The sequence below is a fragment of the Pseudomonas sp. R3-41 genome, assembly GCF_054161485.1.
Genome location: NZ_CP096421.1, coordinates 4,185,324 through 4,201,739, shown reverse-complemented (window position 1 = coordinate 4,201,739; position 16,416 = coordinate 4,185,324). Strand labels below are relative to the sequence as shown.

General features: G+C 61.8%; 9 protein-coding genes. 4 read left to right on the top strand and 5 right to left on the bottom strand.

Features of this window, described 5'->3' with window-relative positions:
• The first annotated feature begins 2 nt into the window (after positions 1 to 2).
• Positions 3 to 1,352, top strand: a complete 1,350-nt coding sequence (locus M1D99_RS17890; protein WP_434570795.1) for a TolC family outer membrane protein — start codon at positions 3 to 5, stop codon at positions 1,350 to 1,352.
• Between the two features lie 1,211 nt (positions 1,353 to 2,563).
• Here M1D99_RS17890 and M1D99_RS17885 read toward each other — a convergent pair.
• Positions 2,564 to 8,176, bottom strand: coding sequence for a putative Ig domain-containing protein (locus tag M1D99_RS17885; RefSeq protein ID WP_458130538.1), 5,613 nt, complete (start codon positions 8,174 to 8,176; stop codon positions 2,564 to 2,566).
• 417 nt (positions 8,177 to 8,593) lie between these two features.
• Between M1D99_RS17885 and M1D99_RS17880 the strand changes: the two genes are divergently transcribed.
• From M1D99_RS17880 to hemN, 3 genes are all read left to right on the top strand, one after another.
• On the top strand, positions 8,594 to 9,037 hold the full coding sequence (locus M1D99_RS17880; RefSeq protein WP_186710294.1) for a CopD family copper resistance protein: 444 nt from the start codon (positions 8,594 to 8,596) through the stop codon (positions 9,035 to 9,037).
• A gap of 96 nt (positions 9,038 to 9,133) precedes the next feature.
• Positions 9,134 to 10,507: a coproporphyrinogen III oxidase gene (locus M1D99_RS17875; protein WP_458130537.1), complete on the top strand. Its 1,374-nt coding sequence runs from the start codon at positions 9,134 to 9,136 to the stop codon at positions 10,505 to 10,507.
• Complete coding sequence (hemN, locus tag M1D99_RS17870; protein WP_186710297.1) at positions 10,504 to 11,892, top strand: oxygen-independent coproporphyrinogen III oxidase; 1,389 nt, start codon at positions 10,504 to 10,506, stop codon at positions 11,890 to 11,892. Before M1D99_RS17875 ends, hemN begins: the two co-directional genes overlap by 4 nt.
• Before the next feature lie 204 nt (positions 11,893 to 12,096).
• Here the strand turns inward: hemN and M1D99_RS17865 are convergent, their stop codons facing one another.
• The 4 genes from M1D99_RS17865 to M1D99_RS17850 all read right to left on the bottom strand — a co-directional run bounded on the left by M1D99_RS17865 (position 12,097) and on the right by M1D99_RS17850 (position 16,390).
• Positions 12,097 to 12,303, bottom strand: a complete 207-nt coding sequence (locus tag M1D99_RS17865; protein ID WP_186710299.1) for a YodC family protein — start codon at positions 12,301 to 12,303, stop codon at positions 12,097 to 12,099.
• Between the two features lie 6 nt (positions 12,304 to 12,309).
• A complete protein-coding gene (gene adeC, locus M1D99_RS17860; RefSeq protein WP_458130536.1) occupies positions 12,310 to 13,734 on the bottom strand; it encodes an AdeC/AdeK/OprM family multidrug efflux complex outer membrane factor in 1,425 nt (474 codons plus the stop codon).
• Between the two features lie 83 nt (positions 13,735 to 13,817).
• A complete protein-coding gene (locus M1D99_RS17855) occupies positions 13,818 to 14,642 on the bottom strand; it encodes a helix-turn-helix transcriptional regulator (protein ID WP_458130535.1) in 825 nt (274 codons plus the stop codon).
• Positions 14,643 to 15,229: 587 nt separating this feature from the next.
• Complete coding sequence (locus M1D99_RS17850; protein ID WP_458130534.1) at positions 15,230 to 16,390, bottom strand: FAD-dependent monooxygenase; 1,161 nt, start codon at positions 16,388 to 16,390, stop codon at positions 15,230 to 15,232.
• Positions 16,391 to 16,416: the final 26 nt, after the last annotated feature.

Below are 16,416 nucleotides of genomic sequence, written 5' to 3'. Positions count from 1 at the left end.
GCATGGTCGACCGTTGCCGCTCTTGCGTGCGTGTACTGCTAAGCCTGTGGACCGGTTGGGTGGTGCTCAGTCCTGTGTGGGCCGCGGAGAGTGGCTTGAGCCTCACCGCTGCCTACGATGCCTCGCGCCTCAACGATCCGACCGTGCAAGCGGCGGCCCACGCCTTTGAAGCCTCGCGGCACGAGGAGGACATCGGTCGCGGCGGCCTCTATCCGCAAGTCTCGCTGTCCTCGCGTTATGGCTACGGTGGGCGGACCGACGGCGGCGACGACAGCAGTTACGTCAACAGCAATGATTACCAGGCGAACAACGTCACCCTGGCGGCGCAACAACCGCTCTACGACAAGGCCCGCTGGGCGGCGTACCAGGAAGGCAAGGCGCGGGGGAAACTGGGCACCCAGGTGTTCGACGTGGCCGGCCAGACCTTGTATGACCGAGTGGCGAAGGGGTATTTCGACGTCGCCCGGGCCGAGAACGAGATCAAGCTGATCCAGCAGCAGAAGGCGGCGATCCAAGGCTTGGTCATCCAGAGCAAAAAGCTTTATGAGGGCGGCCAGGGGGCGATTACCGATATCGACGAGGCCCAGGCGCGGCTCGACCTGGTGCAGGCCCAGGAAGCCGAAGCCCAGGCCCGTCGCGTGGCGGCATTGCGGGCGTTGTCCGGGCGGGCCAGTGTGCCCATCGATGACATCCTGCCGATGCGCGAGGAACTGGCCGCCGGTAGCCCGATCCCGCCGGAGCAGGACTTGCCATACTGGACCGCGATTGCCCGTCAGGCCAGCCCCGAGCTGGCCGCTCGGCTGGCAGCGGTGAAAGTCGCCGAGGCCCAGGCCGACAGTCAGCGTGCTGGTCATTATCCGACGTTGTCATTGACCACTCAGTTGACCCGCCGTGAAACCCGTCAATACCAGGAACTCGACCCGCGCCAGGACACCTATTATGTGGGGGTGCAGTTGGACATTCCGCTGTACCGCGGCGGGGCGGTACGGGCCTCGGTGGCCAAGGCCGAAGCGCAACTGGCGGGTGCACAGTCTGACTACGACGTGCAGCGCCAGCAGCTGGCCGAGGACATCGAGGCCGATTACCTGGGCGTCGTCGCCGGGTTCGCCAAGAGCAAGGCCATGCAGCGGGCGGTGGAGTCAAACCAGCGAGCGCTGACCTCGACGGAAAAAGGCTTCCAGGGCGGGGTGCGTTCCACGGTGGATATCCTTGACGCCCAGCAGCGACTGTTCCAGGCCCGCCGGGACCTGCTCAACACCAAGCTCGACATGCTGCAAAGCTATGTGAGCCTGCACACCCACACCGGCCAGATGAACCGCGCAGTGCTGGAGCAGGTGCAAAGCCTGTTCTAGACAAGCCTGGGTTCAAGTTTGAGCATCCCTGTGGTTGCCTGGATTTTCCTGGCACCACAAACCCCCTGTGGGAGCGAGCCTGCTCGCGAAAGCGGTGTGTCAGTCAGCATCCCTGTTGGATGTGCCGGGGCCTTCGCGAGCAGGCTCGCTCCCACAGTTTTGATCATGGTTGCCCTGGGTTTTTCTGGCACAGCAGGGCCCCTGTGGTTGACCTGGATTTTTCAGGCACAGCAGAGCCCCTGTGGTTGACCTGGATTTTTCAGGCACAGCAGAGCCCCTGTGGTTGACCTGGATTTTCCTGGCACAGCAGGGCCCCTGTGGTTGCCCTGGGGTTTTTCTGGCACAGCAGGGCCCCTGTGGTTGACTTGGATTTTTCTGGCACAGCAGGGCCCCTGTGGTTGCCCTGGGTTTTTCTGGCACAGCAGGGCCCCTGTGGTTGCCCTGGGTTTTTCTGGCACAGCAGGGCCCCTGTGGTTGACTTGGATTTTTCTGGCACAGCAGGGCCCCTGTGGTTGACTTGGATTTTTCTGGCACAGCAGGGCCCCTGTGGTTGACTTGGATTTTTCTGGCACAGCAGGGCCCCTGTGGTTGCCCTGGGTTTTTCTGGCACAGCAGGGCCCCTGTGGTTGCCCTGGGTTTTTCTGGCACAGCAGGGCCCCTGTGGTTGACTTGGATTTTTCTGGCACAGCAGGGCCCCTGTGGTTGACTTGGATTTTTCTGGCACAGCAGGGCCCCTGTGGTTGCCCTGGGTTTTTCTGGCACAGCAGAGCCCCTGTGGTTGACCTGGGTTTTTCAGGAACAACACGACTCCTGTGGGAGCGGGCTTGCTCGCGAAAGCGGTGTGTCAGTCAGCATCCCTGTTGGATGTGCCGGCGCCTTCGCGAGCAAGCCCGCTCCCACAGTTTTGATCTGCGGTTGAACTGGATTTTTCAGGCACAACAGAGCCCCTGTGGTTGACCTGGATTTTTCAGGCACAACAGATCCCCTGTGGTTGACCTGGATTTTTCAGGCACAACAGATCCCCTGTGGTTGACCTGAATTTTTCACGCACAACACGACTCCTGTGGGAGCGAGCCTGCTCGCGAAAGCGGTGTGTCAGTCAACATCCCTGTTGGATGTGCCGGCGCCTTCGCGAGCAAGCCCGCTCCCACAGTTCTGGTCTGCGGTTGTCTTGGGTTTTTCAGCTCAAGCCCCCCCGGAGGGGGCTTGGGTCAGGCAGTGAAGTCGCTGGCGTGCAGCTCCTTGACGCCGACCAGTTCGAATTCGAACTCGGGGGTGGCGTCGGCGTTGGTACTGCCGGAGAGGACGCCATCGACGAAGCGCAACTGGCCGGTGGCATTGCTGGCGTCGAAGGCGTTACTGCCGATGAACGTGAAGGCATCGACCCCGGCGGTCAGTGGGTTGGCGTCCAGGTCGGTGAGGTCCAACTTGTCGAACTCGGCACTCTTGAAACCACTGATCACATCGCGCAAAGCCCCGACGCCCATGTCCGACAGCGCACCAAACGCGTAGGTGTCCGCGCCGGTGCCGCCGGTGAGGTTGTCGGTGCCTGCGCCGCCGATCAAGCGGTCATCGCCCGAACCGCCCACCAACGTATCGTTGCCGGCCCCGCCGTCGAGGACGTTTGCCGCACTGTTCCCCGACAGCGTGTCGGCGGAGGCGCTGCCTACCAGGTTCTCGATGAATTTCAAGGTGTCGAGCCCGGAACCCACGGTGTTCTGCTGCGCCGACGTCGAGAGGTTGACGGTCACGCCGGACAGTGCCCGTTCATAGCTCGCCGTATCCATGCCATCGCGTCCATCCAGGACATTGTTGCCGGCACTGGCGAACAACGTATTGTCCAAGGCGTTGCCGGTGCCATTGGCGGCGCCGGGGCTATCGACATACAAGTTCTCGACGTTACTGCCCAAGGTGTAGGCCGCCAGGCTGCTGTGCACGCTGTCGATCCCGCCGGTCACTGCGTTGGTGCTGGTCTCGATCACGCTGTCGTCGGCATTGTCGACAAAATACGTGTCGTTGCCATCGCCGCCGCTCATGCTGTCAGCCCCGGCGGCGCCGTCGATCACGTTGTTGGCGACATTGCCGGTGATGAAGTTGCGCCGTTCGTTGCCGGTGCCGTCGATGTCCGACACGCCGGTGAGCACCAGGTTCTCGAGATTGGCCCCCAGCGTCCAACTGACCGAGGCTTGCACCGTATCGATCTGCGCGGTCGAGGTGTTGGTTTCCACCACGCTGTCGAACGCATTGTCGACCACGTAGATGTCGTTGCCATCGCCACCGGTCAAGGTGTCGGCGCCCAAGTCGCCATCCAGGTTGTCGTTGCCCGCACTGCCCACCAGGGTGTCGTCCTGGTCGGTGCCGGCGATCATCCCGCCCTGGTTCTGGCCTTTGTTGAAGATGTCCTGCACGCTGTTATTGTCGTCGGGGTTGCCCTGGAAGCCGAGGTCATTGGCAATGTAGTCCGCCAGGCGTTGGCCGACGATCTCCGCCGATTCCTCGTGCAGGTGCCAGACGTCATCGGGATACACCAGCGGATCGACTTCATAGCGCAACGGCAGGTCGGTGTAGTCCACCGCCAGCTTGACGTCGGCGCGTTCGGCGGCCATGGCCTCCTGGGCGGCGCGGACATAACCGACGCCCTCGACGATGGCAGCGATCTTCTCTTCTGAATAACCCCGGGCCCGGGCCGCGTCCTCTGAGTAATGACCGGTTTCCATCAGGTACACGCTGAAGTTGCCGAACTGGGCATGCAGGTAGTCGAATACCTTCAAGGTCGCGGCCTTGTACGCCGCCGCCGCTGCGGCCTTGTCCGTGGCACGGGCGATTTCCTGGGCGGCTTCTTCACCCTGGCCCCAGATGATGCCCATGGTGACGTTATCGATCGACTGCAATTCGGTGCGCTGGTCGCGCAGCAACGTCACCGCGCGCAACAGTGCCGCCCCGGGTTGGTTGGTGTCGGTCAACCACCAGCACAGCTTGAGTTCCTCGGCGCTGAGGGTGGACAGGCCGTTGACCGTGCTACCGCCCACCGCGATGTCGATGCCGTTGCCATCGGCATCGTTGAACTGGCTGCGCACGTCGTAGGTGGTGTAGCGGTTGAGGTCGTTGACCAGCATCGAAGTGCCGGATTGATCATCGTCCTCGCTCATGCGCAGCAGGCGCGCGTTGGATTGACCCAGGGTTGGCAGGTAGAGGATGTCCTGCTGGGCGCGCTCGGCGAAGACGAAGTCGTTGGCGGTAAGGGTGTTTAGGTAGTTGCCATTGAGGGCGATCTCGAAGCGATTGCCATCGGCGTCGGCTTCGGCGGACTTGACGTAGGTCTTGTCGCCGGCCGCGTTGAGAGTCATGTACAAGGTGCTGTTGGTGCCGTCGCCGAGACCAAGAAAACCCAACCCGGAGACGTCGATTTTGTCGACGCCGGCTGTGAAATCGTAAATCGTGTCGGTGGCCGTGACACCACCGGTGTCGTAGTCGCGGTAGCTGTCGGACAGGTTGTTGTAGCGAAACGTGTCGGCGCCATCACCGCCGTACAGCGAGTCGCGTCCGGCACCGCCATCGACGATATCCGCACCGGTGCCGGCCTTGATCGTGTCGTTGCCGCCAAGCCCGAGGATCAGGTCGGCGCCCGTCGTGCCATTGAGTGTCTCGGCGTTGGCGGTGCCAGTGATGGTGTTGGCGGGCGCATCGGCGACCACCAGGGTGAAGTTGTCGCTGACCGAGGCGCCTGACGGATCGGTGGCCTTGACCAAGACGTCGTAGTTGCCCGCCGCGGTACTGGTGGGCGTGCCGCTGAAGGTCAGGTTGGTGGCATTGAAACTCAGCCAGGCGGGCAGGGCGTTGCCGTTGGCGAGGGTTGCGGTGTAGGTCAGCACATCCTGGTTGGCGTCGCTGAAGCTGTTGCTGGCCACGGTGTATTTGAACGGCGTGCTCTCACTGGCGTTCTGGTCCAGGAGTGGGGTGACCACCACGGGCGCCACATTGGTGGGGGTGCCTTGGTCGGCGAAGACGAAGTGACTGGCCGTCAGGCTGCTGACGAAGTTGCCCGCCATGGAAATCTCGAACCGGTTGCCGTTGGCATCCACCGTCAGGTCCTTGAGGTAGGTGCGGTTGGTCGACGAACTGTAGGTGACCTGCAGGGTACCGTTGAGCCCGTTGCCCAGGCCCGTATAGCCGAGCGCGGAAACGTCGATCTTGTCGGCGGCCACGTCGAAGTCGAGGATCTGGTCGCTGGCGCTGGTGGAACTGGTGCGGTAGCTGTCGAGCTTGGAGGTGTAGCGGAACACATCGGCGCCCGTGCCACCGGTGAGCTTGTCGACCCCGGTGCCGCCGACCAGGATATCGTTGCCGGCGCCGCCGTTGAGGGTGTCGTTGCCCGCGCCACCGAACAGTTGCTCATTGGCTGCGGTGCCGGTCAGCGTGTCGTTGTTCGGTGTGCCATTGATCACAATGGCGGCGGGGACGTCCTGCACGGCGAGCGTAAAGCTGTCGCTGACGGTGGCGTTGCTGCCATCGGTCGCGGTGACCTGGATCGAGTAGGTGCCCGATGCCGTATCGGGTGGCGTGCCGTTGAAGGTGCGGGTGGCCGCATCGAAGGTCAGCCAACTGGGCAGGGCGCTGCCATTGGCGAGCCTGGCGGTGTAGCTGAGGCTGTCGTTATCCGGATCGGTGAAGCTGGTCGCCGGCACCACGTAGTTGAACGGGGTGTTTTCAGTGGCGTTCTGGTCCAGCAACGGCGTGGCCAGCACGGGCGCCTGGTTGGTCGGCGAGGACGTGGCGAAGACGAAGTTGGCGCTGGTCAGGGTGTTGAGGTAATTACCGTCCAGTGCTACTTCGAAGCGGTTGCCGTTGGCGTCGGCCTCCAGGGATTTGATGTAGGTCTTGGTGCCTGCGCTGTTGAGCACCAGGTACACGGTGTTGTTCTTGCCATCTCCCAGGCCGGTGAAGCCCATGGCCGAGAGATCGATTTTGTCGGCGCTGATGTTGAAGTCGGTGATCAGGTCGCCGAGATTGGCGCCGCCGGTGTTGTAGTTGCGGTAGCTGTCCAGGCGATTGGCGAACACAAAAGTGTCCGCGCCCGTGCCGCCGGTGAGGGTGTCCATGCCGGCACCGCCGTCGAGCTTGTCGTCGCCGGCGCCGCCACTGAGGCTGTCGTTGCCCGCCAGGCCGAGCAGGGTGTCGGCCGCATCGCTGCCCAACAGCGAGTCGCTGCCGCTGGTGCCGGTGATCACCCGGTTGAAGATGAAGTTATTGGCGGTCAGGGTGCTGGCGAGGTTGCCCGTGAGGATCAGCTCGAAGCGGTTGCCGCTGGCGTCGGCGTCGAAGTCCTTGATGTAGGTCCGGTTGTTGCTGGCGCTGTAGCTGACTTGCAGGGTGCCGCCGCGGCCGTTGCCCAGGCCGGTGAAACCGAGGCCGGCGAGGTCGATCTTGTCCTGGGTGACGTCGAAATCGGTGATGGTGTCATCGAAGCTTGTCGTCGCGTTGCGGTAACTGTCCGACTGCGCGACGAACCGGAACGTATCGGCGCCGGTGCCGCCGGTGAGTTTGTCGATGCCCGCGCCGCCTACCAGGATGTCGCTTCCGGCCCCGGCGTTGAGAGTGTCGTTGCCTGCCGCGCCATAGAAAATCTCGCTGGCGCTGGTGCCCGTCAGGATGTCGTTGCCCGCCGTACCTTGCACGGTCGTCATTGGCACCGTGGCGCTGACGTAGCTGCCGTCGCCGTAGACCAGCGTGGCGCCCTTGCTCGTGTGGCTGATGGTGTTGGCGATGATGGCGTTACGGTCGGTGCCGTCTTCATTGCGCTCGGCGACACCGTAGGTCGACAGGTCGCTGCCGCTGATAATGTTGCCCTGGATGAGGTTGTCGCTGCCGTTGAAATACTTGCCGGACACGCCCAGGGTATCGTCGTAGGACTGGATGATGATTTCCGGTACGGCGCCGCCCAGGGAATTGTTGTTGAGCGTGTTGTCGATGACCTCGACGTGGTTGCTGCCGTAGATGCGGATCCCGGCGCTGGCGTTGTCATGGATATCGACGCCGGTGACGGTGACCTCGCTGGAGAGCTTGATCAGCACGCCTTCGGCGCCGTTGCCGTACACCTCGCCGCCCGTGATGGTGATGTTGCTGGGGGAGGGGATGTCCTCGCTGCCGCGCTGGACCACGATGCCATTGCCACCGTTGTCGTAGGCGACGTTATTGGTCATGGTGAAATCGTGAGTGCTGGTGACGACGTTGAAACCGTGGCGGTCGTTGTTGTAGGCAATGTTGTTTTCGAAGGTGCTGTCGCTGAGGAAGTCGGCGACGAAGCCGTCCAGGCCGTTGCCGTGGGACACGCTGTTCTTGATAACCATGTTGACGGTCTGCTCGTGGGGGTCGAAACCGTACCCGGAGCAATCCTTGATCTCGACGCTGTCGAGGGTGACGTTGGAATCGTAGCCTTCTTCGCCGGGGATATAGCCGTTGAACCAGCCATCGACCTTGCCGGTGGTGCTGTCGCGGTTGCCGTCGATGGTGAGGTTGCTCACGCCGAAATCATGGGTTTCTTCACCATAGGCCGAGCGGATGATGCCGGTGATCTTGGTGTCGGAACCATCGGCCAGCTTGACCGTGGTGTCGCCCATGCCGTCGCCGTACAGGTAGACGTTGCTCTTGAGCATCAGGCAGCCATCGGAAGGTTCCTCGCCCCCCGAAACGATGTAGGTGCCGGTGGGCATGTACACCTGCCCACCGCCGGCCGCGGCCGCCGCATCAATCGCACTTTGGATGGCTGCCGTGTCGTCGGTGATGCCATCTCCTTTGGCGCCAAAATTTTGTACGTTGAAAATCATGAGCTTATCTCCGTATCAGGCTTAAACCTCGGTAGACGCCAACATTCCATCGACGACCTCGGTGTTATGACCCAACGGAACGCAAAAGTTGTGACCGCATATCGGGGAAAGTGTCAAAAAGCTGGAGTAACTGATCAGCGGTATTGCCGGGATGGGTAAAAACAACGTTCCGTTGACGCTTCAAGGCCGAACGATACCCCCTGTGGGAGCGGGCTTGCTCGCGAAGGCGGCGAATCAGTCGACATCATCGTGACTGACACACCGCTTTCGCGAGCAAGCCCGCTCCCACAGGTTCTCCCCCACAGGTTCTGTGGTGACTGATGGGAATTTCCTTGATTGGCATCAACCCCTCTTCCAGGACCACGGGATAACCTCGAATAAACCATCGCCCCGCTGAAGAGGGCGTCGAGGACTTCCATGAGTTATCCGCTGCTTTTGACCTTGCACCTGTTTGCCGCACTGGTGTTCATCGGCACGGTGTTCTTCGAAGTCCTGTTCCTGGAGAGCATCCGCAAGCAACTGCCCGCCAAGGTCATGGTGCTGCTGGAGCAAGGCATCAGCCAACGCGCCCGGCAGTTGATGCCGTGGGTACTGCTGGTGTTGTTCGGCGCGGGCGGCGGCATGGTCTGGTTGCGATACTGGCCGGCGTTGTCGTCGCCGTTGCAATCGTCCTTCGGTGTGCTGCTGGGCCTGAAGATCCTGTTGGCGGGCAGCGTGCTGGGGCATTTCCTCTGGGCGATGTGGCTGTTCCGCAGCGGGCGCATGAACGCCCGCTACGTGCACATCATCCATGTCAGCGTGTTCCTGCACATGGTCGCGATCGTGCTGCTGGCCAAGGCCATGTTCTACGTCACCTGGTAAGCGTTGGCGGCGGGCTGCCAGGGCGCTTGATACAGGTCAAGGTGGCCCGGCGCGCAGGCGTGCAAACTGGCCCCGCACCGCCACTCGGAGATTGTCATGTTCGACCCGTTCCATACCCTCGGTGAGCGACCCTCGGGACGTGCCCCGGTGGTGGCTGATTTCGATTGTCCGGTCGGCACGCGCAGGTTCCATGCCGGTATCGGCTCCCTCGACCTGCTTCGAGGATTACGTACCAGCCGCCAGAAACGACGGCCCCTGTCCCTGGCGGTGCACCTGCCTTCGCGCTTGCGGCTGGCGTCGTGTTCGCCCCTGGCCAGCGACTGCCGATGCGGCAAGATCGAGGGCTATCTGCAACGCCTGGCCTATGAAATGGGCTTGGTCGGTTGCCACCTGGGGGCCGGGCGGCGCGTCGAGCAGTTTTGCCTGACGGGCGGCACACCGGTGATCGCGCATCTGCAGAAGCTGATGAGTGACCTGCGCAAACGCTTCGACTTCTGCGAGTTCGACGGTGCTGACCACAGTATCGAGGTGGACCTGCATCACACCGACTGGTCGACCATGGGCCTGATCCGTGACCAGGGTTTCACCCATGTCAGCATCGGCGTGCCCGACATTGGCGTGGACAGCGATCTATCGGTCGATTGCTACCAGAACCCGGCGCCGATCCATTCATTGATCGATGCGGCACGCACGTTTGGTTTTCGCTCCATCAACATCGACTTGGGCTACGGCCACGCCTGGCAGACACCGGACAGTTTCGCCCTGAAACTGGCGACGCTGATCGAACTGGAGCCGGACCGGTTGCACGTTTTCGACTACGCCCGCGCGCCTTATCGTTATCGCTCGAAGAACGCCGGGCTGGCCGGAACCTTTTGCAGCCCCGCCGACAAGGACGCCATGCGGCGCATCTGTTGCGAACAGTTGATCGGTGCCGGTTATCACTACATCGGCCTGGGCCAGTTCGTCAGGGCCGACGATGACCTGGCAGTGGCTCAGGAACATGGACGCTTGCACCGCAATTGCCAGGGTTTTACCCGTCACGGTTGCTGTGACCACGTGGGCTTCGGCTTGTCGGCCATCACGCAGATCGAGCACCTGTACGTACAGAACACCGACGACCTGCTTCTCTATTGCCAGCAACTGGACGCCGGGCAATTGCCGGTGTGTCGTGGCTGGCGTTGTGAGGCGCAGGACCAGGTCAGGGCGAGCGTGACCGAACAGCTGTCCTGTGACCTGGAGTTGGATATACAAGCCATCGAGGCGCGCTTCGGCCTGGTGTTTCGCGAGCACTTCGCGTCCGCCTGGCCGTTGCTGGAAGCGTTGCATGACCAGGGATTGATCGAACTGTCGAGCCGATTCATCGGCATCCTGCCCGCCGGGCGATTGAATGTGGACGCGATCTGCAACCTGTTCGACCCGGCACCGGATGACGCAAGCCCACACGCTTTTGAAAAGTTGACCCCCTCATGAAAACTGCCTCCGGTTTCAATCGTGCCCTGGTGGAGAAATACGACCGCCCGGGACCGCGCTACACGTCTTATCCGACGGCCCCGCAGTTCCACCAGGCCTTTGCCATGGACGAATACCGCCAGGCCGCCCAGCGCAGCCACCAGGCGCCACAGCCAAAGCCGTTGTCGGTGTACATCCACATTCCGTTCTGCCAGAGCCTTTGTTATTACTGCGCATGCAACAAGATCATCACCCGCAAGACCCATCGCGCCGCCGAATACCTGACTTACCTCAAGCGTGAAATAGCCTTGCAAGCGGCGTTGTTCGACCGCTCGCGCAAATTGACCCAGCTGCATTTAGGTGGCGGCACGCCGACTTACCTGACCCATGAGCAACTGGCTGACCTGATGGACTGCCTGCACCAGGCGTTCGATATGGACGACAGCGACGCCCACGAGTTTTCCATCGAGGTCGACCCACGGACCATCGATGCAGAGCAGATCCAAGGCCTGCGCCAGCTGGGCTTCAATCGCCTGAGCTTCGGCGTCCAGGACTTCGACGCCCAAGTGCAGATCGCGGTCAATCGGGTGCAAAGCGAAGCCCAGGTCGTCGAGCTGGTGGAGGCCGCGCGCCGGGCGCACTTCAAGTCCGTCAGCGTCGATCTGATCTATGGCCTGCCGTTGCAGACCATCGCCAGTTTCGACGTCACCTTGAGCAAGATCATCGCCCTGCGTCCGGATCGGATCGCGGCCTACAGCTACGCCCACCTGCCGCAACGGGTGCGGGCGCAACGGATGATCCGCCCGCAAGACATGCCACCGCCCGAGCGCAAGCTGGAACTGCTGGAGCTGACTATCAATCGCTTGACCGAAGCGGGCTATGTCTACATCGGCATGGACCACTTCGCCTTGCCGGATGACGAACTGGTGCGCGCTCGCGCCCAGGGGACCCTGCAGCGCAATTTCCAGGGCTACTCAACCCACGCCGATTGCGACCTGATTGGCCTGGGCGTGTCGTCGATCGGCAAGGTGGGTGACAGCTACAACCAGAACGTCAAGGAGCTTTCCCAGTATTACGCCTGGTTGGATCAAGGCCTGCTGCCCGTGCAGCGCGGCTATCGGCTGAGCGACGATGACCGGCTGCGGCGCGAGGTCATCAGCGAACTGATGTGCCATGGGCGCATCGACTTCGGTCGGATCGACCGCGAACACGGCATCCGATTCGGCGAATACTTCGCCGATGCCCTGGACCGGCTCCAGGAGCTGGTGCGCGACGGGTTGCTGGACATCCGTGACGACGAGCTGGTGTTGTTGCCCCAAGGCCAATTGATGATGCGCAACGTCGCCATGGCATTCGACGCGTACCTGGGGGCGGACCAGACGGTCCAGTATTCGCGCACGGTCTGAAGCCCGAACTGCTTTTGTGGCGAGGGAGCTTGCTCCCGCTGGGCTGCGCAGCAGCCCCAAGGAAGCTAGCCACAATCAACCTGAAACACCGCGATGGCTGTTTCGGGGGCTGCTGCGCAGCCCAGCGGGAGCAAGCTCCCTCGCCACAAAAGCTCCCTTGCCACAAAAAGGAGTCTTGCCACAAAAAGGAGCCTCGCTACGGGCCTACGACCGCTCGGTATCCGGGTTGCTGGAGGCCGGGATCAGGTCGCGCGTCGCGTAGAAGCCCTGCACCAGGCGATTCTTGGCCCGGTACTCACACAGGAGCAGCAAGGTATCCGGCATCTGGGAAATGGACGATGAATGCTTGACCACCATCGTCTTGCCGCCCGAGCGTAAGCGCACCAGTGTCCCAGGTTCGAATGTGCCCATCTGCAGTCACCTCATCGTCACGTTGCTTGTGCGTTCTACCCAACCCCCGCCGAGGGCCTTGTACAGGTTGACTTCGGCGAGCAGCTGCGACAGCCGGTCGACAATCAGGGTTTGCCGGGCGCTGAACAGCGAGCGTTGGGCATCAAGGAACGTCAAGCTGCTATCCACGCCGATGCGATAGCGCCGTTCCGCCAGGCGGTAGTAGTCCTGGTTGGCTTGCACCAGGTCGCGCTGGGCGATCAATTGGTCTTTATAGGTCTTGCGTGCCGCCAGGCCGTCGGACACTTCCTGGAAGGCGGTCTGGATGGCTTTCTCGTATTGCGCCACGCGGATGTCTTTCTGGATTTTCGAGTAGTCCAGGCTCGCCCGAAGGCTGCCGGCGTTGAAAATCGGCAGGTTGATCTGCGGTTGAAACAGCCAGCCGCCCGACCCGCCCTTGAACAGCCCGGACAGCTCGTTGCTGGAGCTGCCCGCGTTGGCGGTCAGGCTGATGCTCGGGAAAAACGCGGCACGGGCCGCGCCGATGTTGGCATTGGCCGATTGCAACAGGTACTCGGCCCCAAGGATGTCCGGTCGGCGTTGCAGCAAGTCCGAAGGCAGGCCCGCCGGTACTTCGCTGAGCAGGTCCGAGGCCAGTGGGCGGCCGGGCAGGTCATCGGCGACCGAAGTGCCCACCAGCAGCGTGAGGTTGTTGAGGTCCTGGGCGACCTGGCGCTGGAACTTGGCCAGGCTGGCCCTGGCGCTTTCCACCGATGTTCGCGATTGACTCAGGTTCAAGGCCGATGCGGTGCCGACCTGGTTACTGCGTTCGGTCAGGCGCAGGCTTTGCTCGTAGGACTGGAGCGTGTCCTGGGTCAACGCCAGCAGTTCCTGATCGGCACGCCAGGTCAGGTAGGCGCTGGCGACGCTGGCCACCAGGCTCAATTGGCTGCTGCGCCGGGCTTCTTCACTGGACAGGTAAATCAGCGATGCCTGGTCACTGAGGCTGCGGATGCGCCCGAACAGGTCCAGCTCATAAGCGCTGATCCCCAATGTCGCCGAATACGAACGACTGATGGCTGCGTCACCGGTTCCGGTGAGGCTGGCCGGCAGGCGCTGGCTTGAGCCGGTGCCGTTGGCACTGATTGCCGGGAAGAGGTCCGCCCGCTGGATCCGATACTGCGCCTGATACGCCTCGACGTTCAGCGCCGCGACCCGCAAGTCGCGGTTGTTGGCCAGCGCGCTTTCGATGAGTTGTTGCAGCACCGGGTCCTGGAACAGGTCACGCCAACCCTGTTCGGCCGCCATGGGCCCCGACAGCGCCGGGGCGTAGGCCGAGGTCTGCGGATACTGCCCGGCGACCGGTGCGTCGGGACGTTGGTAGTCCGGGATAAGCGAACAACCGCCCAACATGAATGCTGCGGCTGCCAGTGGGCTCAAGAGTTTAAGCATTGACCTGTTATCTCATCGTGGTGCCTGGCCAGGCACCGCAGGCGCAGGCAGGCGGGTTCTGGCCGGCCGTGCGCGGCGAGCCGTCATGATCCGATCATCCATTTCGCCAGCCCATGCCGCCCGCTCACGCCCAGCTTGGCGGCGGCACGCTTGAGGTAGGTTTCGATGGAGCTGTTCTTGACCTGCAACTTTTCGGCGATCTCCGGCACGGTGCCTCCGGCCAGCAGGCCCAGGCAGACCTCTTTTTCCCGCACGGAAAGGGTGACGTCGCAGGGACTCAATCGATCATTGAAGTCACGTTGCAGCTGGGTCTGTTCGGCGCTATCGAGCGGATGGCTCGTGGCGCTGCCAGGGGTTTTGAAGCATTGGCGATTGAGGTGCGCATGACGCTCGGCCAGCGGCAGCAGCGTTTCGGAAAGGTACTTCAGAAAGGACAGTTCCTGGAGGGAAAAGTCGCGCTGTACCTGAGGGCGTTGCAACGAGATCACACAGCGACGGTTGGCCTTGCGTGAAATCAGAATGCACTGGTGGGAGGTGCCGAGGCAGTCGTTGCCTCTTTCGTCCTTCATGCGTGCATTCAAATGGATCAGCAGGGCGTCATCCACCTCCAGTACCCTTTTTACCAAGGGGTGATCATTGCGCTGTATCGCCGTGGTGGGGCAGGGGGATTGCATGTGCACGTTTTTTTCCGCACCCGCATACCCCAACAGTTGTACATCGAGGACATTCGACTGGGTGTCGTCGGCTGTCCATTCACTCAATTCGAGCCGACTGACAGGCACCGTTGTTTCGATCATCTGGTGCATGTTGGTCAAGAAGCTCTCGTGTCCGACACTTGAAATCAGCTTTCCTAGCTCTACGTAGAGGTGCGATTTTTCTGCACCCTCGATATACGCATGTCGATTCATGATCCTTATCCTGCTTACTCGAAAAAGCTCCGCATATCAGATCGTTGACGGAAAAAATCCGGCTGCTTCCAAAATGCTGAAGCTTCTTCTGGAGTTGATACTGGGGGTCAATCGGTCTTGTGAACCTATCGACTTAAACGGTTTAGCCCGGTGGAGCTATTAAGCGTTTCCATGTAGGAAAAGTCTGTAAGGGAAAACAGGGACATTCCGGGGTCAGGCAGGGGTTGTCGGTTTTTGGATACCTCCGGGCAAAAACACGTTGGGTCAAAGGTTTTTTCCCTGGCGACGAACGCCGCCGGGTTGGCTTTCAGCAAGGTGCCTGGAAAATATTCAACTAAATTAAAGGGTTGCGTTCGCAGTTCGGTTCTTGGATGCCCGCCCTCAATGTAGGATCTATCTGACAGTAGCATCCAGATTCTGGATTCCCAGTATGGTGAAGACTTCTCATTTATCGATTTTTATCCCGGTGCGTGTCGTTTTTTGTCTATGTAGGAGTCGCTTTCGGTCATTGACGCTTTAGCGCCGTCGGTAACAAGGCGGGGTTCGCGACGTCCCGCCCAGGTTGCTCAGCGCCGGTTTTTGCAAGGTCATGGGCAGGGCTTGAACGAGAGGAGGTCGATGTTCTTTTTACGCAGGCTGCTCTGTGGCGTCAGGCGCATATACCATTCTCGAGCCCAGCAGGCGAGCGTCGACTCGGCTTGTTCGATACCACTCATGAAGCGCGCGGCATTGACGATTCCGTTGGCCCGAGGGTGCCGATGGGCCTGGTAGTGCAGCAGTGCGGTGCGCAGGTCCGGCGTTCGCGCCAGTCGATCGGCCAGCACCACGGCATCCTCGATCGCCTGTGCGGCACCTTGGCCCAGGCTGGGCAACATGGGGTGAGCCGCATCGCCCAAGAGCACCACGTGCCCATCGCAGAATTGCTCGACGGGATGGCGATCCCTGGCGTGCATTTTCAATAGCGCGCTCTCAGGGGTGGCCTCGATGGCCGCCACGACTTCCGGCGCCCAGCCGGCGTAGGCCGCGAGCACTTCTTGCTTGCTGATGTTCAAGGCAGCGTCCGCCGCGTTTTCATGATTGCAGGTGCCCCACCAATACGCCTGGCCGTTGCCGACATCGCAGAGCCCGAAGCGCTTGCCGCGGCCCCAGTAATGCGCCACGTAACCTTCGGTCATGACCGGATGGCTGAAGGGCGCCACCGCCAGCCAGGCGACATAGCCCGATGGGCGGGTTGGGGTTTCGCCGAGCATCTGTTGGCGAATCACCGAGTTCAGGCCATCGGCGCCAATCAACAGATCCGCTTCCTGAAGGCTGCCGTCTTCAAACCGCACCGTGACGCCATCGGGGCGAGGTTCATACCCGGTGCAGCGCAACCCGGTGGTCAAGGTGTCGGGCGCGAGCTGCTGCGCCAATGCACGTAGCAGCAACGGGCGCTGGATATTCACGCTGGGATGCCCCAGCTGTTCGCCAATCTCGTGGATCGGCATGCGGGTGATGGCTTCGCCCTGGTGTTTCTTGAAGAAGAAGTCGCGGATCACCTGGCCGGCCTGTTCCACCGGGAGATGGGCGTCAATCGAGTGCAACGCCGCCATGGCATTGGCCATGACGGATAAGCCGGTGCCCCCTGTGCGCAGTGTCTGCGCCGCTTCGAAGACCTTGACCTGCCAGCCCGCTCGTTGCAGTGCGATGGCGGCGGTCAACCCGCCGATACCGGCACCGGCGACGATGGCTTTTCTGGGTGCTGTCATGTTGTTTCACCTGTATCGAGCCCGGG

Excerpts from the sequence above, each read along its gene's own strand:
- M1D99_RS17890 (WP_434570795.1), top strand. The coding sequence starts at position 3 with ATGGTCGACCGTTGCCGCTCTTGCGTGCGTGTACTGCTAAGCCTGTGG.
- M1D99_RS17885 (WP_458130538.1), bottom strand. The coding sequence starts at position 8,176 with ATGATTTTCAACGTACAAAATTTTGGCGCCAAAGGAGATGGCATCACC.
- M1D99_RS17880 (WP_186710294.1), top strand. The coding sequence starts at position 8,594 with ATGAGTTATCCGCTGCTTTTGACCTTGCACCTGTTTGCCGCACTGGTG.
- M1D99_RS17875 (WP_458130537.1), top strand. The coding sequence starts at position 9,134 with ATGTTCGACCCGTTCCATACCCTCGGTGAGCGACCCTCGGGACGTGCC.
- hemN (WP_186710297.1), top strand. The coding sequence starts at position 10,504 with ATGAAAACTGCCTCCGGTTTCAATCGTGCCCTGGTGGAGAAATACGAC.
- M1D99_RS17865 (WP_186710299.1), bottom strand. The coding sequence starts at position 12,303 with ATGGGCACATTCGAACCTGGGACACTGGTGCGCTTACGCTCGGGCGGC.
- adeC (WP_458130536.1), bottom strand. The coding sequence starts at position 13,734 with ATGCTTAAACTCTTGAGCCCACTGGCAGCCGCAGCATTCATGTTGGGC.
- M1D99_RS17855 (WP_458130535.1), bottom strand. The coding sequence starts at position 14,642 with ATGAATCGACATGCGTATATCGAGGGTGCAGAAAAATCGCACCTCTAC.
- M1D99_RS17850 (WP_458130534.1), bottom strand. The coding sequence starts at position 16,390 with ATGACAGCACCCAGAAAAGCCATCGTCGCCGGTGCCGGTATCGGCGGG.